This is a genomic window from Bradyrhizobium cosmicum (genome assembly GCF_007290395.2).
Lineage (GTDB): Bacteria > Pseudomonadota > Alphaproteobacteria > Rhizobiales > Xanthobacteraceae > Bradyrhizobium > Bradyrhizobium cosmicum.
The window spans coordinates 2,951,897-2,972,057 of sequence record NZ_CP041656.2; the positions used below are offsets into that span (position 1 = coordinate 2,951,897).

A 20,161-nucleotide genomic window follows, 5' to 3' on the forward strand; every position below is an offset into this window, starting at 1 on the left:
TATCGCTTCGGGACGTCCCGGATTGACCCGTGGAGGAGCCGCACCGCCGGATTAACCCCGCATTAACCATAGCTGTCCCACGGTGAGACGACAGGGCGTCCGAATTGCCGGCGCCGCTCAACGCCGCGCGGGGCGGGTACTCCATCATGTCGGTCGACAATTCCAGTGCCTCGCAGACGGCGGTTCTCGATCCGTCGCGGGCGCGTGTCGCCGGTGCGATCAAGCAGGCCTCGAACATTTCCGGCGTCAGCTTCCAGTACATGCTGACCACGGCCAAGATGGAATCGGATTTCGATCCGGCTGCGGGCGCCACCACATCCTCCGCGCATGGGCTCTACCAGTTCATCGACCAGACCTGGCTCGGCACGGTCAAGGAGGCGGGCACACAGCTTGGCTACGGCAATTATTCCGACGCGATCACCAGGACGTCGTCGGGCACCTACACGGTCGACGATCCCGCTATGAAGCGGTCGATCATGAAGCTGCGCGACGATCCGGAGGCTGCCTCCAGCATGGCCGCCGCGCTGACGCAGTCGAACAGCTTCAAGCTCACGGGCCTGCTCGGCCGCAGGCCGTCCGACAGCGAACTCTACATGGCGCATTTCATGGGCGTCGGTGGCGCCGCGAAACTGATCGCCAATGCCGAAGACAATCCGCAAGCTGTCGGCGCGCGGTTGTTTCCCAATGCGGCATCCGCCAACCGCTCGATCTTCTATGCCAAGGACGGCCGTGCCCGCAGCGTCTCCGAAGTCTATTCGGTGCTGGACGCGCGCTACGCCAGCGCCGCGAATTCCAGGACGACCCGCAGCGCGATGGCGATGTATGGCGGCACACCGTCGACGACGCAGGTTGCGAGCGCCAATGGCGTGCAGCCGACTGCGCCGGTGATCGACAATGCCGCCTATCTCCAGACCTTCCCCAATACACGCGCGGTGACGCCGGTGAGCGCGACATCGTTAGTGACGGTCGCGGACAATACGCCGGCCACGCCGGCGTTTCGTTCGATCTACCAGCCTGGCGACGCCACCCAGCCGGTCTCGACCACGGTGCAGAAATTGTGGGGCAACAACGCCTCGCTCACGTCAGTCGCGTCGGCGACGCCCGACGTACGTCCGCCGCAACCGCTCGATCTCTTCAGCGATCGCAGCGGCACCTTCAGCAGCTGATCTTCCGGCCGGCGGGCCGCCTCTGTTCCCTTAACAAATCATCAACAAAACCAGCCAGTTATGGTGAACGCTTTGTTAAGCGTCGTGGTTTATTTTGTGTTGCAGGTGACAAGCCGTCACCGCTTCGTCTTTTCGTTGCGTAAGCCGGAAGCACCATGATCGTTCGGCAGTTCATCAATTGGATCAGGACGGCGCCAGCAGGCGAGCGGGCCGAGGCGACACGGGCATTGGCCCGGGCCTGGCTGATCTCGGACCTTTCTCACGACGACCGCGTCGCGGCCGAAGGCGCGTTGCTGATGCTGCTCGACGATCCCTCGCCGCTGGTGCGGCAGGCGATGGCCGAGGCTTTTGCGCGCAGCATTGAGGCGCCCGCGACAATCGTGCGGGCACTGTCGGCGGATCAGCCGACCGTGGCGCTGCCCGTGCTCGAACATTCTCCGCTCCTGATCGATGCCGATCTGGTCGATCTCGTCGCGACCGGCAATGACGAGGTGCAGTGCGCGGTCGCCCGCCGCATCGCGCTGCCGGTATCTGTGTGCGCCGCCATTGCCGAAGTCGGCTGCGCGGCGGCGGCGCTCGAGCTGATCGAGAATTCCCATGCCGAGCTCGCGCCGTTCTCCTGGGATCGCATAGTCGAGCGTCACGGTCATCTCGCCGCGATCCGCGAGGCGATGCTGGTGCTGGAGGATCTGCCGGCCGCTACGCGCGCGGCGCTGGTGGCAAAACTCTCCGAAACCCTTGCGCAATTCGTCGTGGCACGGAACTGGCTGAGCGCCGATCGTGCCGATCGCATCGCGGCGGAGGCGCGCGACCGCTCCACCATGAACATTGCGGCGCGCTCGCGCGGCGAGGACATGCAGGGCTTGGTGCGGCACCTGCGCATCACCGGCCAGCTCACCGCTGGCCTGATCCTGCGTGCGCTGCTGTCGAGCAATCTCGACCTGTTCGACGCGTCGCTTGCCGAACTCGCCGATCTGCCCCGGGCGCGCGTGTCTGCGCTGCTGCACGATCGCGGCGGCAACAGTCTGCATGCGCTGCTCCGCCGCGCCGGTCTGCCCGAAGCGACCTTTGCGGCATTCCAGGTCGCGCTCGATGCATGTCACGAGCAGGGCTTCGTCGACAGCGACGACGGCGCGGTGCGGCTGCGCCGGCGCATGGTCGAGCGCGTGCTCACCCATTGCGAGACCGACCGCGGCGTCACCGAGCCGCTGATGGTCCTGCTTCGCCGCTTCGCCACGGAGTCCGCGCGCGAAGAGGCAAGGTTGTTCTGCGACGAGCTGGTCGCGGACGATGCGATCGATCCGGCTTATGAAGATCTGATTGCCGCGTGATCAAAGCCGGCGATAGGGCGGGCCAGAAAACACAAACGCCGTTATTGCGAATGCAGCCACGCAATCCAGAGTCCGAGCGCCGGGACAGTCTGGATTGCTTTGCTGCACTGGCAATGACGAGGAGAAAGCTGAACCTTACTCCGCCGGCACGATGCTCGGCGCCAGGATCACCTCGAGATGCTCGGGGCGATCGCGGTTGACGTCGGCAAGATAGTCGTCGGCGACCTTGCGCAGGCGGCGGCGGAGCTCGGCAGAGACGCTGATTCTGTCGAGCTTGGTGTTTTCGTGCACGATGGCGAGGATGGCGTTGATGTGATGCGTGAACAGCTCGGCCGGCACCCGTGCGAGGTCGGGCGCGTGCTCGATGACGCGGCACAGGCTCTCGGCGATCCCCGCCGCTTCCGGATAGCCGAACGTCGCGGCGTCGCCCTTGATGTCGTGGGCGGCGTGGAACAGCTCGTCGCGGCTTGCCTTGGTGAAGCCGTCATTGCAGATGGCGGCGTAGGCGGCAGTCAGCCGGTCGACCTCGGTCGCCATCCAGCCCTTGAACTCGCCGGAGAGATCCGCCAGCGCCTGCTCGGCGCGGGCGACCGGATCGTCCATGTCCTTGTCATCGACCCGGCGCAAGACTTTCCGCAGCGGATTGGGTTGCGTGATGACCTGATGCGTGGCGAAGGCCGTGACCTCGATGTCCCTTGCGCTGTTCTTCGCCATGATGTCTGCCCGATCGAGTGAGACGTTGCGCTAGATGGAGGAGCGCGCCTTGTCGAGTAGCGAGGGCTGCTGCAGCACCTCGTGCTTTTCTCCGACACGGCGTTCGGGACCCATATAGGCGGAGCTGGTGTTGCGGCGCCGGTCCGGACCGAAATAGGTCTTGGTCTTGATGAAGGGCCGGGGACTGGCGACGACGTTGAGGATGCGCTGATAGAGACCCTTGGCCGAGATCGGCTTGGCCAGGAATTCGGTGACGCCGGCATCGCGCGCGACCGTGACGCGGCGCTTCTCGGAATGACCGGTCAGCATGATGATCGGCGCGTAGGGATTGCCCTTGGACTCCGGCTGCCGGATCATCTGCGCGAGCTCGAGCCCGTCGAAGATCGGCATCGCCCAATCGGCGATGACGATGTCGGGCACGTAATGGCTGTACATTTCCAGCGCGGTGGCGCCGTCCTCGGCCTCGTAGACTTCGCGCGCGCCGAACGAATGCAGCAGCGTCCGCAGGATGCGGCGCATGTGCGGATTGTCGTCGCAGATGAGGAAGCGCAGCTTGTTGAAATCGATGCGGAACATGACGCCTGGGCCAGAGCGGTCAACCTTCGTTAACCATATCGCGGCGGGGGTTAACGAAGGGTTGCCGCCGGGCCGGCCCGCATACTGAGAGGAATGATCAGATATATCGTAATTTTGCCATTTTTTATCGCAAAACAATAAAATATTCAAACGCCGCACGGGGAGTATCGTCCAATGAGCGTGATTGCCTTTCCTTATCCTGCACCGGTTGCGCCGAACCGCTTACGGCGCATCGGTCGGATCGTGGCCGTCGGTGCGCTCGTCTGCGTCGCGGGCGCTGTGCTTGCGGTGCCGCTGCTCTGGTCCAGCGACGAGATGCTTTGGCACTGGATCGCGACACAGTCCCCGCTGGGGGCACGGCCGTTCACGCTCAATTTCGGCACGCGCTTCGTTGGCGGATTGATCAGCATGATCGGACTTGCGCCTGTTCTCTACGCATTGTTGGAGCTCTCGATGCTGTTTTCCCGTTTCGCGCGCGGCGAGGTCTTCGTGACCGGGAACGCCTGGCGCATCCGCCGGATGGGCCTCGCGCTGATCGTCAACGCACTGATATCGCCGTTGGTGCAGATGCTGACTACGATCAACCTGACGCGGGCCAACGTTCCAGGCCAGCTCGTGGTCATGTTCGGCATCGAACAGTCGCAGGTGCTGTCGGTGCTGAGCGGCCTCGCGCTCGTCGCGTTCGCGACCGTGATGGCCGATGCCGTTCGGGTGTGGCACGAGAACAGCGAGATCATCTGACCATGCCGATCATCGTCAACCTCGACGTCATGCTGGCCAAACGCAAGATCAGGTCGCGTGAGCTCGCGGCGCGCATCGAGCTCACGGAGGCAAACGTCTCCCTGTTGAAGTCGGGCAAGGTGCGCGGCATTCGCTTCGACACGCTGGAGCGGATCTGCGCCGTGCTCGACTGCCAGCCCGGCGATATCCTGGAATATGTCCCTGACAACGCGAGCGGCTCTCTAGAACCCCGCGCGATCGGCCGGAAATCGGCCTAGCCGCTTCCTCAAGTCCAGACTGGAGATACCTGCGATGAACCGCCTGGCGCGCGTTCTTGCGAGCGCGGCTGCGCTTGTGCTCGGCGGTTGCAGCTCGGTGCCGCTGACGTCGATCCCGCGATTGGCTCGCATCGATGCCAAGACGACGGATTTGTCGATGCTGCGCGTCGCCGTGCAATTGCCCGATGCGTTGCGGCCACGTTCGGATGGCGTCAAGCTTGACGTCGTCACCAAAGTGGCCGGCGACGCCGAGACGAAGACGAGTTTTGCCATGGTCGAGGTGAGCGACGCGCGAGATCGCGCGGGCCTGCCGACGCCGCCGCGGGGCTCATCAACCTACGCCTATCGCTTGTCCTCAGCCGATGCTGCACGCTTCGAGGCGCTGCGCGCCTCGATGGTCGAGCAGGGGAAGCAAGGCAAACGCGGTTCGATGGGGCTTGGCGTCGCAGCGAAGGAATTCTGCCGTACGAATGCAGCGCCGCAGGCATCGCTGCCGGTAGCGATCTATCTTATGACATCGGAGACGAAGAGCTTCGTTTCCGTGGTCAGGGATTTTGATCTGCTCGGCGATCCCGCAATGGCGGGCGGCCTCGAACAAATTCAGCCGTGCGGCTAGTGAGCCGCGCGCTGGAGCTCAGTAGCCGAACTGCTCGCGCAGGATACGCTCTTCCAGGCTGTGGCCGGGGTCGAACAGCATGCGCATCGAGATGGTCTTGTCGGACAGGACCTCGACGCGGCGGACGTCACGCACCTCGTCGTGGTCGGCGACCGCCGCCACAGGGCGCTTGTCGCCCTCCAGCACCTCGATCACGACATAGGCCGTGTTCGGCAGCAGCGCGCCGCGCCAGCGGCGCGGGCGGAAGGCGCTGATCGGGGTCAGTGCAAGCAGGGCCGCGTTGATCGGCAGAATCGGTCCCTGCGCCGACAGATTGTACGCCGTGGAGCCAGCCGGCGTTGCCACCATGATGCCGTCGGCGATCAGCTCCGGCATGCGCTCGCGCTCGTCGATCAGGATCCGCAGGCGCGCCGCCTGGTAGGTCTGCCGAAACAGAGCGACTTCGTTGATGGCGTGATGCAGGTGGACGCGGTCGTTGACGTCGGTCGCACGCATCAGCAGCGGATTGATCTCGGATTCATGCGCGGCTTCCAGACGCCCACGCAGATCGACCGTCGAATATTCGTTCATCAGGAAGCCGACGGTGCCGCGGTGCATGCCGTAGATCGGCTTTCCCGTGTGCATGTGCTGGTGCAGTGTCTGGAGCATCAGGCCGTCGCCGCCGAGCGCGACTACGATGTCAGCCTCGTTCGGGTCGCAATTGCCATACTCCCTGCTGAGCTGGCCGAAGGCCGCTTGCGCCTCGCTGCTCGGGCTGGCGACGAAGGCGATCCGGTCGTATCGCGCTAACTTGGTCATGGCTTCCGGGCAGGGCCGCTGGCTGGAGAAAAGTCCGCCGGGCTCGTCTATACGACCTAGGCCTGCATTGTCGAGGAGGACGGCCGCTCAAGGCAAACGGGCGGTTGTTCATCCCGATTCAGGACCAAACCAGGTCGATTTCCGTCCGATCAGGCTGTTCGGGCCGCGCCGGGCCGATGATCCCCCAAACCGTCGCAATTCCTCGCTAGCCTTTCTGCACGCAGCGGTCCTCAGAGAGCCGGGCAAGGAGACGATCATGATCACGAGTTTGCCGGCGCTTCGCCATGCGGCCCTGGTGCTGGCGGTGTCGACTTTCGCATTCGCAGGCTCGGCGCGCGCGGACGATCCGCCGCAGCCGCGCTCGGAGGCGTCTGCGCCGGCCGGACAGAAAGGCGGGCGCGGCGGTAGCGCGCAAAGCGCGTCGCAGAATTCGCCGGCAGCCGAGCTGCACCGTCTGCCGCCGGATTCGACCACGAAGCAGACGCTCGATCTGCCCGGCCGCACGCTCGATTTCACCGCGACCGCCGGCTCGATCCGCGTGTTCGACGGCAAGGGCGAGCCGCTGGCCGATATCGCCGCGACGTCCTATGAGCTTGCCGGCGCCGATCGCGCGACGCGTCCCGTGACGTTCCTGTTCAACGGTGGGCCCGGGGCATCCTCCGCATGGCTTCAGTTCGGCGCGGCCGGGCCGTGGCGGCTGCCGCTCGATGGCGAAGCGCTGTCGCCGTCGGCCTCGCCCGAGGTGAAGCCCAATGCGGAAACCTGGCTCGACTTCACCGATCTCGTCTTCATCGATCCCGTCAGCACCGGCTACAGCCGCTTCGTCGCGAGCGGCGAGGATGCGCGCAAGTCGTTCTATTCCGTCGATGGCGACGTCAATTCGATTGCGCTGGTGATCCGCCGCTGGCTGGAGAAGCACGACCGGCTGACCTCGCCGAAATACGTCGCGGGCGAGAGCTATGGCGGCATTCGCGGGCCGAAGGTCGTGCGCCAGCTGCAGCTCCAGCATGGCGTCGGCGTCAGGGGATTGATCCTGGTTTCGCCGTTGCTGGACTTCCGCGAGTTCACGGGCACGAGCCTCCTGCAATATGTCGCGACGCTGCCGAGCTATGTGGCGGTCGCGCGCGAGGCCAAAGGATCTGTCAAGCGCGCCGATCTCGCCGATGTCGAGGCTTACGCGCGTGGCGAATTCCTGGCTGATCTCGTCAAGGGCGAGGCGGACAGGGAGGCCACCAATCGCCTTGCCGACAAGGTCGCCGAGCTCACCGGCATCGACCAGACGGTGAGCCGCAGGCTCGCCGGCCGCTTCGACGTCGGCGAATTCCGCCGAGAGTTCGATCGCAGGAGCGGCAAGGTGACGGGGCGCTACGATGCCTCGGTGCGCGGCCTCGATCCCTATCCGGATTCGGGTAACTCCCGTTTCGGCGACCCTTCGGGGGATGCGCTCCAGGCGCCGTTGACGAGTGCTGCGGTCGACGTGCTGACGCGCAAGCTCAACTGGCGGCCGGATGGCTCCTATGAAGTCCTGAACGGGGCCGTCGAAGGCCAATGGGATTTCGGCCGCGGCATCAACCCGCCGCAGTCGGTGTCGGATCTGCGCCAGATCCTCGCCACCGACGCGAAGCTGAACGTGCTGGTTGCGCACGGCCTGTTCGATCTTGCCACGCCCTATTTCGGGTCGAAGCGGGTGCTCGACCAGTTGCCGGCGTTCGCGACGCAGCGCGTGAAGTTCGTCGTCTATCCCGGCGGCCACATGTTCTATTCGCGCGACGGGGCGCGGCAGGCGCTTCGGAGCGAGGTCGAGGCGCTGATCAGGGAATAGGCCGGCGCTTGCGCGGCTTGTATCTCCGCTCGATTTCGCGAGCCACGACGCTCGCAGGCTTGACGTTGGCTCCTGCGATCCAGACGTCGCTGACCTTGCCGCGCTTGTCGCGGACGCGGCGCACCGGCTCGCCATGACTTGAATAGCCGGCGGCGGAGACGAGCTTGCCGGTGTCGCGGCCGGTCACCTCGATCTCGCCGGAATCCATGAACGGATTGTTGAACTGCGGGTTGGCGATCAGCACGCGATTGCCCATCGGTACGAGGTCCGTCGCGCCCCAGAGCGTCCACCAGCGGCCGTTCCAGTCGCGCACGCGTCGGTCGGGCGCGCCGCGGGTCTTGAATACACGCAGGATCTGCATAGCGCCATCCATCCAGAACGGCGCCGCGCCATCGATGGAGTTGCTGATGATGCTGATCGTGAGCTCGCAGGCGGGGATGGAGCAGGTCCGGGAGATGTAACCCTGAAAGTGGCCGCCATGGCCAAACCAGTCCCAGCCGTCGAGCTTGCCGGCGCCGATGCCCAGGCCGTAATAGCCCTCGAAACTCTGCGGGATACGCCAATGATGCCGCGTCATCTCGCGGCGGCTGGCGACGGACAGCAGGCTCTTTTTCGCATTGGCCGCGAGCTGCGCGAAGAAGCGGGCGGTGTCGGCGGCGGTCGCGGCGAAGCCCGTGGCCGATGCCATCGCGTTTGTGGGATTGTCGCCGGGGATCACGCAACGCTCGCCAAGTGGAACCCTTCGCGTGTGGCCGCGCGCGAACGATGCGCCCTTGGGAAGTGGCGCGTCCGGCTCGGTTTCGCGCAGGCCTGCGGCCTCGACGATCTCGCGTTTGATCCAGACGGAGTAGGGCTCCTTCGTCACGGCTTCGATGACGAGGCCGAGCAGGCCAAAGCCATGGTTGGAATATTTGAAGCGCGTGCCGGGCTCGATCGCGGTCGGCAGCTTCAGCTCCGCGAGCAACTCCTTCGCGCTCAGATACGGACGACGATCGATGAACTGGCCGGAATCGGCGCCGTCGCGCGTCAGCCCCGCGGTATGCGAGAGCAGCTGCGCGATGGTCGTCTCGGCGACGCGCGAATGCAAGCCGTCGACATATTGTCCGACGGGATCATCGAGCCGGAGCTTGCGCTGCTCGCGCAGCTTCATGATGCCCGCTGACGTAAAGCTCTTCGAGTGCGAGGCGATGCGACAGCGATGGCGCGGGGTGAGCTTCTCGCCGGTGTCGAGATTGGCAATGCCGAACGCATGTTCGGCGACGATTTCGCCGCGATGGGCAAACGCGACGATGACGCCGGGCTGCTGGATTGTCGTCTGCTGGAATTCGATCCAGGAAGAGATGTAGTCGATCGCGGATCGCAGCCACGTATCCATTGCGCACCAATTTCAGGGAGGATTCGTGCGCGAAGGCTAGCCGAGAAAGCGGAACGGGCACAACCCCGAGGTTGTGCCCGTTCATTTGGTCCGAAGACGCGATGTCTTCAGTAGACGAGCGTCGCGCCGGTCGGCTTGTCGAGCGCGGCGGCGAGCGAGCGATATTCGGAGCTGTCGGTGCCGGCGAGCGAGGCGATCTTGTTCAGATGATACTGCGCCTGTTCGCGGTTGCCCTGCTCGAGCTGCCAGAGGCCGTAATACTGCCAGGTGCGGACGTGGTTCGGATCGTCCTTCAACGCCAGCTCGTAGTAGACCTTCGACGACTGGTAGTCGCCGAGCTTGCGATAGGAGTAGCCGATCAGGTTGGCGACATCGGCGACGTCGTCGCGCTTGAGCGACTTCAACTGGCCGATCGCACCGGTGTAGTCGTGGTTGTCGTAGATCGTGGTGTAGGCGGTGCGATAGGCCGCGAGGAATTTGGGATCGCTGATGGAGGAGCTCTTCTTCTTGCCCTTCTTGGACGAGTCGTCCGACTTCGGCGGAGAGGAGGGCTCGTCGCTGCCCGCGGCATAGGCGCTGGTCAGAACCGGCCCGGCCGCCAGGGTCATGGCGACGAGTCCCGGCACAAGAAGCGTAGAGAGTTTGCGCATCTAAGTTCTCCCGAATGGAACGTGGCGATCCTACACGATTGCCCTAGGACCGGAACACCCATCGGCCAAAAACATTCCCGTCCCGTGCGTGGATGACGAACTTGTCATCGAGATGAACGGGAGCCTGCAAGGGGCTTCAGACTGGGTTCAGCGCCGTGCTCCTAGGCTCTCACCTACGATCGAAGAGGAGACGAGAGGGCGCCGCCTCAAGATCCTTCCAAGAGGAGACCAACCATGTTGAAGACCATTTCCGCAGCCTTGCTCGCCGCTTCCGTGATCGCAGCCCCGGCCTTCGCGGCCGAGGCCGGCAAGACCACCACGACTGCGCCGGTGATCAAGGCGGACCAGAGCCAGACCAAGGCGTCGACCACCGCCGCGAAGCCTGAGGCTGGCGTCAAGGCCGATGCCAAGGCAAGCGACGTCAAGGCAACCGATGCGAAGGCCGCTGCCGACGTCAAGGCGGACGCCAAGGTGGATACCAAGGCGAAGGCAATGAACGCCAACGCCGCGGTCACGCCCGACCAGCACAAGACCGTGCGCACCCATCGCCACCATCACAAGCAGGTGTCGAAGTCGCTGAACGCGCAGCCGGATGTGACCAAGCCGGCGACCACCGACAAGCGCAGCTAAGACTGATCCCGCGCGGCGGCATCCAGCATTGCCCCGCCGCCGCGTGCGGAATTCAGGCCCGGCCCGTCGTCTCGGCGTCCTGCGCGAAAGCGCAGGCGCTGGCGGCGGGCCGGTGCGCCGATGCGGCAGGCGAATTGCCTTCGATGCGCGACCACAAACCAGAACCTCGAAAACAACCCCATGCACAGTAGCCGGTGATAGACATATCAATGGTTTGACGTCTGTCGCTTTGCGGATTTTGCGAATCCGGTTGACTCGTCGGGCAAAACATCTCTAGACATGCATCATCGCAACCTTGGGGCTGGATGTCTCCGGGTCTGATTGAGCGGCGAGCGTGACCTGTGGGGCGATTGGCGAAACGTGCGATGATCCTGGCGTTGCCGCTGGCGCTCGCGGGATGTTTCGGCAGCGACGGTGACCGTCCGTCCCTGATCGGCGGGAGTCAGGCCGGCGGTCCGCAGCCGTTCCCCGACAATTTCCGCAGCGATACGCTTGCCCTGATGCGCGCCTATCTGAACAATCCGGTCGGCGTGCGCGAGGCCGGCATGGCCGATCCGGTGCAACGCGAGCTCGGCGGCCGGCAGTTCTATGTCAGCTGCCTGCGCTTCAACCCGCGCGAGACCGACGGCAGCTACAAGGGCACGCGCGAGCGCGCGGTGGTGTTCGTGAACGGGCGAGCCGACCGTGTCGTCGACAAGGCGAGCGAGCTCTGCGCCGGCGCGGTTTACGGACCGTTTCCGGAACTGGAAAAGATGACGCGGTAGCGCGAAGCCGATCTTCATCGCCCGGTGGTAGGACAGAGGCCGCCGGAGCCGCTGGATCACATTTCGGCGAGCTTTGAACGGGTGGTTCGGCCTTTGCGACGAATCGTTACGGCAGGCCTTGCGCCGACGACAAAATCTGTCGGGGCGAGCAGACGTGACGGAACAAAATCGCTCTGTTGCCGCCCCGTCACAGTTGCGAACGATCAACGTTCCGGCATCGCCGCGAAGCAACCTAAATCACGCCACGTTGTTTCCTGAGTGTCGATTTTGAAAGAACGGGGATGACCATGAAGACGATTTTGCTTGGCGCAGCAGCCGCTCTGCTGGCACTGGCCGCGCCGGCCGCAGCAGCCGACATGCAGGCGCGCACCTACACCAAGGCTCCGGCCTATACGCCGCCGCAGGTGATCTACAACTGGACCGGTTTCTACATCGGCGGCCATGTCGGCGGCGCCTTCGCTGGTGACAGCAGCTTCCAGTCCAGCGACGCCCGCTTCCTGGGCGGCGTGCAGGGTGGCTTCGACTACCAGTTCGCGCCCAACTGGGTCGTGGGTATCGAGGCCCAGTATTCCTGGCTGCCGACCAACAACAACGGTGTCACGTTCCCGCTCGGTACGCAGGTGACGTCGAATACCGACCAGCTCGGGTCGGTGACGGGCCGCCTCGGCTACACCTGGGGCCCGGCGCTGCTCTACGCCAAGGGCGGTTACGCCTGGCGCAATGGCGGCCTTGGCGTCAACGTCGCCGGCGTCGCGCAGCCCTTCACCGCCACCGGCAACAACAAGGACGGTTATACCGTCGGCGCCGGCCTCGAATACATGTTCGCGCCGAATTGGTCGGCCAAGGCCGAGTACCAGTATTACAACTTCGGGAGCACGACCATTACCTCCGGTCCGGCCGACGTTGTCGGCGTCCGGGGCCGGGACGACGAGCATACCGTCAAGGTCGGTGTGAACTACCGCTTCGGCTGGGGTGGCCCGGCAGCCTCGCGCTACTGACGCGCGGCCAGCTCCCGAGATCTGTCCAAGCTCTGACAAAGGCCGGCTCCCCGCCGGCCTTTCGTATGCCGGGCTCGGGTTTGGCCTCCCTTGTTTGCTTTGCGTGAACCATCTGGCGCGTCATTTGCAAGCAAACGGTCGGGCGCGCGCTTTCTCACGGGCGTCATGGGGCTCGGGTAAAGCAAAAATAATTTTTGCGGACTAGGGAACTCGCGCTCCGGAACGCGTTATTATGAGAATTACCGGGCTGGTGGGACGACGGACATGCGTATCTTGGTGTCGGCAGTAGCGCTCTCGTGCATCATTTCCTTTCCTTGTACTGCACAGACAATCCTCAAGTCCGAGCCGTTGATGCTGGCGCCCTATGAGGTGGCCTTCGTGAAGGATGCGTCCTGCCCGTCAGGCAAGGTCCTCAAGGTCACCGGCGCGATCCGCGGCCTGCACCGCCGCAAGGCCTGCGTGGTGCTGGCGGGCGAGCAGGCCTCGCTGGCGACCGCGACGCCCTGAGATCCGCCCTTTCGATCTCTTCGGCTTTCCGCCACACCTCAGGAATTCAGCTCAAGCTCCGTTCTGGACAGGCGCTCGGCCTCGGCCTTGTTCCTGGCAGGATCCTCGCCCTGGGCGGCGCGGCACGGCTTGATCTCGTAGTCATTGTCGAGCACCCGGCGCGGCCCGGGACGGTCGTCGTCGGCGATCACGTCCACGACGAGGCCGCTCCGCTGGGCGAGCTTCCAGACGTCGGCCTCGTCGGGATAGGCCTTGCTGAGTTGGGCGTCGTTGCAGAACAGGGCGTAGGGCATTCTTTCCGCTCCCGGAAAGCCCGTTAACGACGGGGAGCGGAACGGGTTCCGGCCTTGTGGGCGATCACGGGGGCGTGATCAGGGCGGCAGGGCCCTGAGTCGTAAACGAGTCCTGAATCCCAAAAAAAAGAATCCCCGGGACTCGTTTGGCGGAATCAGCGGATGTTTTCGGCCATGACGATCGAGCTCAAAACCTCCTGCGGGCACATGCTGCTGCCCCTCACGCTGGCACTGCTCAGTGCCTGCGCGGCCAACCTTTGGCTGGTGTGGTCCTGGCTATAAGGTCTTGGCTATGAGGACTTGGCTGTGAAGCCTTGCCTATGAAGCCTTGCCTATGAAGCCTTGCCTCTAAGCTCCCGGCTGTGAGGCGGTCGCCCGCCTCACTTGTCCGCTCCTGGACGGACAGAGGGGTCGCGGATGGCGGCACGCAATTTGGTCAGGGTCGCCGCGCAATATTCCTCGCGCTCGCGCTCGAACCGCTCCTGATGCTTGCGGAAATTGGCGATACGGGCCTGCATCTCGGAGCGGAAATCGCCGCTTGCCCGCGGTGGCAAGAGCCCGACCGGTGGGGGCGGCGGGGCGGCCTTCGGAGGCTCGACCTCGACCGTGAAGGTCTCGACGGTCACCGTCTCGACCGCGGTGGCCTCCACCCACACGGCCGTATCCGTCGGGATCTCCGGCGGATGGAAGCCATCCTTCTTGCCGGTCACCGATTGGACGAAGGCCATTGTCTGCGCAATCAGCGCGTCGCGTTCCCTGATCCACTTCATGGGGCACCTTTGCTGGTCCCATTCCAGCAAAGCTGGCCGGCCGAATCAAGAAGAGACCCTGGGGGATTGCATATTTTTCCCGATCGCCCGACAGTGGGGCATGGATGCCAAGACGACCCCATCGGATGAGGCGCAGGGCCTGAGGCTCATCCGCGCCTTCCTATCGCTGCCGCCCGAGAAGCGGGCGGAGGTGATCGCGTTGGTCGAGGAATTGGCGCGGGCCCATGGCGGACGCGACGAGCGGCCGGAGGTATCCCCGACCTGAGCTAACGCTCGCTCGGATTGACGTTGGGCATGAAGACCGTACCGCCGACCACGCGCACCGGCGGCTGAGCCGTGACAGCGATCGGCCTATTGTCGGCGACCTGCTTCTCCGGCGCCTGGCCAAACACCGGCTCGAGCAACGTCGCTGTGCCCGCCACGACGCCACAGCACAGCGTCACCGTTGCCAGCAGGAATATGTTTCGATTTTCTTCTCTGATCCGCATGGGCCAAGAACGATCGAGGCGTGTCATTGGTTCCGGCAGGCGAGAGCCCACCAGACGCTGGTTCAAAGCAGACCGAAGCTTACGTGAGGCTTACGCGCCGACTTCAAATGGTTGTTTTTCCGTAAGACTACCCGTGTCATTTGGTATCAAATTTTAACGTCCGCCGGTTCCAATGGCGTCGCTGGGACTGCTTCGGTCGCTGGGGACCGGATAGAATCATTGGACGGCTGGAATGAGCTTTTTGAACAATCTGAAGATCGTATGGAAGGTCGCGCTGATCGTGGCCGTGATGGGCTGCGCGATGGTCGGCGTTGCCGCTTTCGGCACCCACGAGCTCTCCGCGACCGTCGACGGATTTACCGAACTGAGCGCAGCACAATCGGCGACTCTCAATCTCACGCGAGCCCAGCGCCGCATCGAGACCTATCATGCCGCGCTCTACGCGGTCTTCACCGAAGCGACCGAAGCGGGCAATGCCAATCGCCTCAAGACTGCAAACCAGAACCGCAACGAAATTCGCACGTTTCTCGATGCAGCGGAGCAGGACGATCCGACGCGCACCAGCGAGATCAAGAGCATCAGCGACCAGTTGAAGGCCGTGTTCGCCGGCTGTGATCCGGTGCTTCAGGCCGGCGCGCAGGCGACCAGCCCGGAGGAGAATTCGAGGGCTGCGGAACGCGCGCACAAGGAATGCGATCCCCTGATCGACGCGTCGCTGGATCGCGTGGCGAAATTCACGGCCGAAGTGTCGAAGGTGGTTGTCCAACGCAAGGAAACGATCAATCGCGACGCCAAGTCCGCGACCTGGACCGTGCTCGGCGTCAGTGCCGGCGGCCTTCTGATCGGCATCGCGATCGCGCTGTTCATCGGTCTCAATGCGATGTCCCGGCCGATCGCCCGGCTCAAGCTCGCGATGGAGGGCCTTGCCCGCAACGATCTCAATACCGAGGTGCCCGAGAAGGACCGCCGCGACGAGATCGGCGACATGGCCAAGACCGTCGAAGTGTTCAAGACCAACGCGCTCGAGGTCGAACGCCTCAAGGCAGCCCAGGTCGAAGTGGAGAAGCAGGCTGCGGAGCAGCGCCGCCGCGACATGGTCAGCCTTGCCGACGGCTTCGAACGCGCAGTCGGCGAGATCATCGAGACGGTGGGCTCGGCCTCTACCGAGCTCGAGGCGTCGTCCTCGACGCTCGCCACCACCGCACAGCGCGCGCAGGAACTGACCTCGGTCGTCGTGATCGCGTCGGGCGAAGCCACCGGCAACGTGCAGTCGGTTGCGACCGCCACGGAAGAGCTGTCCTCCTCGGTCAACGAGATCAGCCGGCAGGTCCAGGAATCCGCCCGGATGGCGGGCGAGGCCGTCACCCAGGCCCGCACCACGACCGAACGGGTCAGCGAGCTCTCGGTCGCGGCCACGCGTATCGGCGACGTCGTCGAACTGATCAACACCATCGCCGGCCAGACCAATTTGCTGGCGCTGAACGCCACGATCGAAGCGGCGCGTGCGGGCGAGGCCGGCCGCGGCTTCGCGGTCGTCGCCGCCGAGGTGAAGACGCTGGCCGAGCAGACCGCGAAGGCGACCGGCGAGATCAGCCAGCAGATTTCCGGCATCCAGTCCGCGACGCAGGACTCCGTCAACGCGATCCGCGACATCTCCGCGACGATCGAGCGTCTGTCCGAGGTGTCGTCGACCATTGCCGCGGCCGTCGAGGAGCAGGGCGCCGCGACCCAGGAGATTTCGCGCAACGTGCAGCAGGCTGCTCACGGCACCCAGCAGGTCTCGTCGAACATCACCGACGTACAGCGCGGCGCGGCCGAGACCGGCTCGGCCTCTTCGCAGGTGCTCTCGACTGCGAAGATGCTGGCATCCGACAGCACCCGGCTGAAGGACGAAGTCGGAAAATTCCTGCGAACGGTGCGCGCGGCGTAAGCATTCGCGGTGGGCACCCGTCCGCCGCGAAACCCGGGATCTAACGCGCGAGCAGGACACCAAGAGCGAGCATCAACAGCACGGCCGTCATGATGACGGCCGTTGCCGCGCCGGCGATGATCTTGGCCTTCTCTCTGGGCGTGGTGGGGTGCATCGGTGCTGCAATCTACCTGATGTTGAACTCTGATCCAATCTGTGGTGAGTAGCCGCGCCCGCGACGCTCGCGGCCAACATCAATGTCCGAAGGTTGCCCATGAACGAGGATGTCAGCGACGGCTGGGCCGCGTCCGCGGCCGCCTGGATCGTCGAGCAGGGTGAGGAGGGCGACTACGGTCGCCGCTTCGTGCTGGATGCGCCGATGCGGGCGCGGGTCGAAGGGCGAGGTTTCCGCACTGCGCTCGATGTCGGCTGCGGGGAAGGGCGTTTTTGCCGCCTCATGCAGCGTGCCGGCATCCGCACCACCGGCATCGATCCGACCGAGGCGTTGCTGGCGCGCGCCAGGGAACTGGACCCACGTGGCGACTATCGGCTCGGCCGCGCCGAGGTGATGGATTTCGATGCGGAATTCGATCTCGTCGTCAGCTATCTCAGCCTGATCGACATGCCGGATCTCGCCGCGGCGATCGCGAAGATGGTGGCGGCGCTGCGGCCGGGTGGCACGCTGCTGATCGCCAACATGACCAGCTTCAATACCGCGGGGCCGCCCGAAGGCTGGACGCGTGACGGCGATGGCATCCCCCGCTTCGTGATCGACCATTACATGGAGGAACGCTGCAACTGGGTGAGCTGGCGCGGCATCCGCATCCAGAACTGGCACCGTCCGCTCAGCACCTACATGACGCTACTGCTCGATCACGGGCTCCAATTGCGTCTGTTCGTCGAGCCACAGCCCACAGGCGGCGATCCCGACAGAAATGCGCGCCATCGCCGCGTGCCCTACTTCCACATCATGGAGTGGCAGAAGCCGGCGTGAGCATGACGGGAGGGGATTCCGGTTGCACGACCTGTTAGTGTGGTCACGACGGAATCCTGATTTGAGGTCCGCCCGATGATCGCGAAACGTCCACCCGTGCTCGCCCACGACCGCTTCGTCGCCGATCGCGAGAATTTCTCCGGCCTCGATCTTGCGGCGCGGTTCGCGCGGATCGAGCAGACGAACCTCTGGGGCGCGGCCAGCTCGGTCTCAGGCCTCGGCTCGGAGGACCCGGCGACAGAAGCGATCCGGGAGGAGCTTCCTTCCCTGCTGCAACGGCTCGGCGCGCGCTCGCTGCTGGATGCGCCCTGCGGCGATGCCGGCTGGATCGGCCGCGTCGCGCTCGGCTGCGACTACACCGGCATCGACATCGTGCCGTCGCTGATCGAGGCCAATCGCCGGCGCGTGACGGCCGGCGAATTGTCCGGCCGGTTTTTCGTCGCCGACATTACGCGGGATGCGCTACCGCGCGCGGATGTCATTCTCTGCCGGGACTGCCTGGTTCATTTGAGCTTCGCCAACATCGCCCGCGCCGTCACTCGCTTTGCCGACAGCGGCGCGCGCTTCCTGCTGGTCACGACGTTTCCCGAATGGGATGCCAATCGCGATTGTGAGGACGGCGACTGGCGCGCGCTGAACATGGAGCGAGGGCCGTTCAACTGGCCCGCGCCGCACGCGCTGATCAACGAGCGTTGCGAGGAGGGCGACGGCGGTTGGCGCGACAAGAGCATCGGGCTGTGGCGGCTGGACGAATTGCCCGATGGCGGCCTTGGTGCAGAGGCCGATTGAAGCGACGCGGCATGCGAAGGGCTCCAGCCCCGGATTGCGCTACGCTCCATCGAGGCTACGGACGAACCGACGTCACGGGCGCGGCTTGCGGCATGACAGGACCAGCACCATCGTCGCGGGCTGGCCGACAACGCTCGCGACTGCGATGGCGATCTGCATGCTGTAGTCGGCGCTGATGACGCCCGCCATGTACTCGCTGCTGGCGTAGGCGATCACGACGCCACCGGACAATTCCGCGCATCGAAACCCCTGGAAGTACGTATCGTATATTTTGGCACCAAGAATGAAATTGAGCTTGGCTTGAACGGCGAGGTCTTCTTCGTCAGTCAAAACAACCATGAGGGCTCCGCATTCGGCACGAGATACGGAGCCGGGTGGCGGAGCGTTGTGCATGAGCCCATGCGTAGCCGGGTGGGAACGAAATGCACGGGCGCTCAAGAACAGGTGCGAGGGTGTAGTCCCTGATCGATGCCAGATGCAGTTGCGGCGCCTTTGCGCACGCAGGCAGCGCGTCGAACGCTGGTGCCGGCTGAGGGGATTGAACCCCCGACCTTCGGTTTACAAAACCGCTGCTCTACCGCTGAGCTAAGCCGGCGACGCTGGAATGCGGGCAGGAGCCGGCATCCGCCGGGGCTGTCCGCCCGTGCGCGTCGCAATATCAGACTTGGACGGAAAGTGCCAGAACCCGGCGATGGTTCACTGGCATGAAACAGGCGGCCCGAGGGCCGCCTGTTCGGTCTCGCTCAGATCATGTCTGCTTACTGGCAGAGATGCGGACGGCCGTCCTCGCCCTTGAAGTATGTGCCGGGCGTGCAGACGAAGCCGTTGCGCTGGCCGTAGGTGCGGTTGTCCCAGCCGCGGCTGTCCCAACCGCGATTGTCCCAGCTATTGTCATAGGCGTAGCTGTTGTCCCAGGCGCGGGCAGGCGCAGTTGCGATCGCAGCCGCGGTGCCGACGGCGGCTCCGGCGACGCCGGCCGCGACGTCGGTCGGCCAGAAGCCGGTGCGGCTCCTGTTCCAGTCGTTGTTCCAGTCGCCATTGCTCTGGCGATAGGCCGCGCGGCGCTGACGGGTGCCGCTGTCGGTGTAGGGATTGCCCGGGCCGAGATTCTGGCAATTGGCGTTGGGGAATTGGGCCGAGCAGCGGGCCGGATTGGTGATCACGGCCTGCGCCATGGCCGAGCCTGCCAGCATGGTGGATGCGACTGCGACGGCGCCGAGAAGCTTCATCTTCGTCATTGTTGTCTCCCGTTTGATTGATGGGGTCTAAATGCTGGCGGCGGCGGATGTTCCGGTGACACAGCGCGATTATTCCTGCCGCGGGTCAAACGGATGTGAGCGCGTGTTCCAATGCGCGCGAGGCCCGTTAACGCTTCGCTAGCGCGCGTCGTCGCATTTGAGCGGCATGCGATCCTGCTGTGTTAGGCTTACCAGCATTTGGTGATGGGGCCTTAACCCTCTGTGCGTCGCGATCGGTTACGTTGCGGGCCGGATAAACGGGATCCTGTCATGCGCGCATTTGCGCTCGCTGCCTTTCTGATCGGACTGCCCGCGACGGCGTTTGCCGGCGGCGGCTTCGATATCGTCGTGCCCGGCCGTCCCGGCGTGCCGATCATCATCAATGGCATCGACGCCTCCTACAGCGTCGTCGAGGGCGTCTGGGGTCTCGGCAAGAACGTCCAGGTGCAGCCCACCATCTATGGCGGGCGCTATGTCGCCGAGCGTCAGCCCGAGGACGTCGGCCATTATTATCCGACGCTGGGCTTGCGGCCGGGCTATGGCCGGCTCGAGGTCGAGCCGCCCGCGAACCGCAAATTGCCGAAGCCGGCCGAGAGTTATCACGAGAGCTGGAGCGCGCGATCCGCGCCGCTGCCGGCGCAGATGGACGTCCCCGTCAATCCGCCGGCGGTGATCCTTGCGCCTGAGTTCAACGACACTCCGCGGTACCGTCGGCCGCGCTGAAGTGCCCGGCGG

The 20,161-nt window shown here is 64.6% G+C and carries 25 protein-coding genes and 1 tRNA gene; 15 read left to right on the plus strand and 11 right to left on the minus strand.

From position 1 onward, the window contains the following. Positions 1-104 precede the first annotated feature (104 nt). On the plus strand, positions 105-1,166 hold the full coding sequence (locus FNV92_RS14030; protein WP_143845967.1) for a lytic transglycosylase domain-containing protein: 1,062 nt from the start codon (positions 105-107) through the stop codon (positions 1,164-1,166). Positions 1,167-1,321: 155 nt separating this feature from the next. Continuing rightward, positions 1,322-2,497 carry a DUF2336 domain-containing protein gene (locus FNV92_RS14035; protein ID WP_143845966.1) on the plus strand — a complete coding sequence of 392 codons (1,176 nt, stop codon included), beginning with the start codon at positions 1,322-1,324 and terminating at the stop codon, positions 2,495-2,497. A gap of 135 nt (positions 2,498-2,632) precedes the next feature. Here FNV92_RS14035 and FNV92_RS14040 read toward each other — a convergent pair whose 3' ends face one another. Both FNV92_RS14040 and FNV92_RS14045 read right to left on the minus strand, forming a co-directional pair. Continuing rightward, a complete protein-coding gene (locus FNV92_RS14040; RefSeq protein ID WP_015685262.1) occupies positions 2,633-3,211 on the minus strand; it encodes an Hpt domain-containing protein in 579 nt (192 codons plus the stop codon). Between the two features lie 30 nt (positions 3,212-3,241). After that, complete coding sequence (locus FNV92_RS14045) at positions 3,242-3,787, minus strand: response regulator (RefSeq protein ID WP_015685263.1); 546 nt, start codon at positions 3,785-3,787, stop codon at positions 3,242-3,244. A gap of 174 nt (positions 3,788-3,961) precedes the next feature. Between FNV92_RS14045 and FNV92_RS14050 the strand changes: the two genes are divergently transcribed. From FNV92_RS14050 to FNV92_RS14060, 3 genes are all read left to right on the plus strand, one after another. After that, positions 3,962-4,528, plus strand: a complete 567-nt coding sequence (locus tag FNV92_RS14050; protein WP_143845965.1) for a DUF2975 domain-containing protein — start codon at positions 3,962-3,964, stop codon at positions 4,526-4,528. Between the two features lie 2 nt (positions 4,529-4,530). Further along, positions 4,531-4,785, plus strand: a complete 255-nt coding sequence (locus FNV92_RS14055) for a helix-turn-helix domain-containing protein (RefSeq protein WP_015685265.1) — start codon at positions 4,531-4,533, stop codon at positions 4,783-4,785. 157 nt (positions 4,786-4,942) lie between these two features. Continuing rightward, entirely contained in the window at positions 4,943-5,401 is a 459-nt protein-coding gene (locus FNV92_RS14060) for a hypothetical protein (protein ID WP_244623697.1), read from the plus strand. Positions 5,402-5,419: 18 nt separating this feature from the next. Here the strand turns inward: FNV92_RS14060 and FNV92_RS14065 are convergent, their stop codons facing one another. Beyond that, on the minus strand, positions 5,420-6,199 hold the full coding sequence (locus FNV92_RS14065) for an NAD kinase (RefSeq protein WP_015685267.1): 780 nt from the start codon (positions 6,197-6,199) through the stop codon (positions 5,420-5,422). A gap of 256 nt (positions 6,200-6,455) precedes the next feature. On the opposite strand from FNV92_RS14065, the gene FNV92_RS14070 reads away from it, so the two are divergent. Continuing rightward, the gene (locus FNV92_RS14070; RefSeq protein WP_143845963.1) at positions 6,456-8,021 is read left to right on the plus strand and encodes a S10 family peptidase; all 1,566 of its coding nucleotides are present in this window, start codon (positions 6,456-6,458) and stop codon (positions 8,019-8,021) included. Here the strand turns inward: FNV92_RS14070 and FNV92_RS14075 are convergent. Beyond that, positions 8,011-9,396, minus strand: a complete 1,386-nt coding sequence (locus FNV92_RS14075; RefSeq protein WP_143845962.1) for a serine hydrolase domain-containing protein — start codon at positions 9,394-9,396, stop codon at positions 8,011-8,013. The two genes, FNV92_RS14070 and FNV92_RS14075, sit on opposite strands and share 11 nt — an antisense overlap. A 107-nt stretch (positions 9,397-9,503) precedes the next feature. After that, positions 9,504-10,046, minus strand: a complete 543-nt coding sequence (locus FNV92_RS14080) for a tetratricopeptide repeat protein (protein WP_143845961.1) — start codon at positions 10,044-10,046, stop codon at positions 9,504-9,506. 234 nt (positions 10,047-10,280) lie between these two features. On the opposite strand from FNV92_RS14080, the gene FNV92_RS14085 reads away from it, so the two are divergent. From FNV92_RS14085 to FNV92_RS14100, 4 genes are all read left to right on the plus strand, one after another. Further along, positions 10,281-10,676 (plus strand): His-rich protein BRANT, encoded by a 396-nt coding sequence (locus tag FNV92_RS14085; protein ID WP_143845960.1) that lies wholly within the window; start codon positions 10,281-10,283, stop codon positions 10,674-10,676. Between the two features lie 365 nt (positions 10,677-11,041). After that, positions 11,042-11,440 (plus strand): hypothetical protein, encoded by a 399-nt coding sequence (locus tag FNV92_RS14090; protein ID WP_015685272.1) that lies wholly within the window; start codon positions 11,042-11,044, stop codon positions 11,438-11,440. A 287-nt stretch (positions 11,441-11,727) separates the two neighbouring features. Then, positions 11,728-12,438 carry an outer membrane protein gene (locus FNV92_RS14095; RefSeq protein ID WP_168213723.1) on the plus strand — a complete coding sequence of 237 codons (711 nt, stop codon included), beginning with the start codon at positions 11,728-11,730 and terminating at the stop codon, positions 12,436-12,438. A 264-nt stretch (positions 12,439-12,702) separates the two neighbouring features. Continuing rightward, complete coding sequence (locus FNV92_RS14100; RefSeq protein ID WP_041748217.1) at positions 12,703-12,945, plus strand: DUF6719 family protein; 243 nt, start codon at positions 12,703-12,705, stop codon at positions 12,943-12,945. 38 nt (positions 12,946-12,983) lie between these two features. Here the strand turns inward: FNV92_RS14100 and FNV92_RS14105 are convergent, their stop codons facing one another. Together FNV92_RS14105 and FNV92_RS14110 are read right to left on the minus strand one after the other, a co-directional pair. Then, positions 12,984-13,238: a hypothetical protein gene (locus FNV92_RS14105; RefSeq protein ID WP_143845958.1), complete on the minus strand. Its 255-nt coding sequence runs from the start codon at positions 13,236-13,238 to the stop codon at positions 12,984-12,986. 380 nt (positions 13,239-13,618) lie between these two features. Continuing rightward, positions 13,619-14,008 carry a hypothetical protein gene (locus FNV92_RS14110; RefSeq protein ID WP_143845957.1) on the minus strand — a complete coding sequence of 130 codons (390 nt, stop codon included), beginning with the start codon at positions 14,006-14,008 and terminating at the stop codon, positions 13,619-13,621. 100 nt (positions 14,009-14,108) lie between these two features. Between FNV92_RS14110 and FNV92_RS14115 the strand changes: the two genes are divergently transcribed. After that, positions 14,109-14,273, plus strand: coding sequence for a hypothetical protein (locus tag FNV92_RS14115; RefSeq protein WP_015685277.1), 165 nt, complete (start codon positions 14,109-14,111; stop codon positions 14,271-14,273). 1 nt (position 14,274) lies between these two features. On the opposite strand, the gene FNV92_RS14120 is transcribed toward FNV92_RS14115, so the two are convergent. Further along, a complete protein-coding gene (locus tag FNV92_RS14120; RefSeq protein WP_143845956.1) occupies positions 14,275-14,496 on the minus strand; it encodes a hypothetical protein in 222 nt (73 codons plus the stop codon). Positions 14,497-14,728: 232 nt separating this feature from the next. Here FNV92_RS14120 and FNV92_RS14125 point away from each other — a divergent pair, with 232 nt between their 5' ends. From FNV92_RS14125 to FNV92_RS14135, 3 genes are all read left to right on the plus strand, one after another. After that, on the plus strand, positions 14,729-16,426 hold the full coding sequence (locus FNV92_RS14125) for a methyl-accepting chemotaxis protein (protein WP_143845955.1): 1,698 nt from the start codon (positions 14,729-14,731) through the stop codon (positions 16,424-16,426). 253 nt (positions 16,427-16,679) lie between these two features. Continuing rightward, positions 16,680-17,399 (plus strand): class I SAM-dependent methyltransferase, encoded by a 720-nt coding sequence (locus FNV92_RS14130; RefSeq protein ID WP_143845954.1) that lies wholly within the window; start codon positions 16,680-16,682, stop codon positions 17,397-17,399. A 75-nt stretch (positions 17,400-17,474) separates the two neighbouring features. After that, entirely contained in the window at positions 17,475-18,188 is a 714-nt protein-coding gene (locus FNV92_RS14135; protein ID WP_143845953.1) for a class I SAM-dependent methyltransferase, read from the plus strand. A gap of 72 nt (positions 18,189-18,260) precedes the next feature. Here the strand turns inward: FNV92_RS14135 and FNV92_RS14140 are convergent, their stop codons facing one another. The 3 genes from FNV92_RS14140 to FNV92_RS14150 form a co-directional block, all read right to left on the minus strand. After that, on the minus strand, positions 18,261-18,527 hold the full coding sequence (locus FNV92_RS14140) for a hypothetical protein (RefSeq protein WP_041748218.1): 267 nt from the start codon (positions 18,525-18,527) through the stop codon (positions 18,261-18,263). Positions 18,528-18,708: 181 nt separating this feature from the next. Next, a tRNA-Thr gene (locus tag FNV92_RS14145) sits at positions 18,709-18,783 on the minus strand. A 163-nt stretch (positions 18,784-18,946) separates the two neighbouring features. Further along, on the minus strand, positions 18,947-19,426 hold the full coding sequence (locus FNV92_RS14150) for a hypothetical protein (protein WP_143845952.1): 480 nt from the start codon (positions 19,424-19,426) through the stop codon (positions 18,947-18,949). A 270-nt stretch (positions 19,427-19,696) separates the two neighbouring features. On the opposite strand from FNV92_RS14150, the gene FNV92_RS14155 reads away from it, so the two are divergent. Further along, positions 19,697-20,149, plus strand: coding sequence for a hypothetical protein (locus FNV92_RS14155; protein WP_015685349.1), 453 nt, complete (start codon positions 19,697-19,699; stop codon positions 20,147-20,149). The last annotated feature ends 12 nt before the right edge of the window (positions 20,150-20,161 follow it).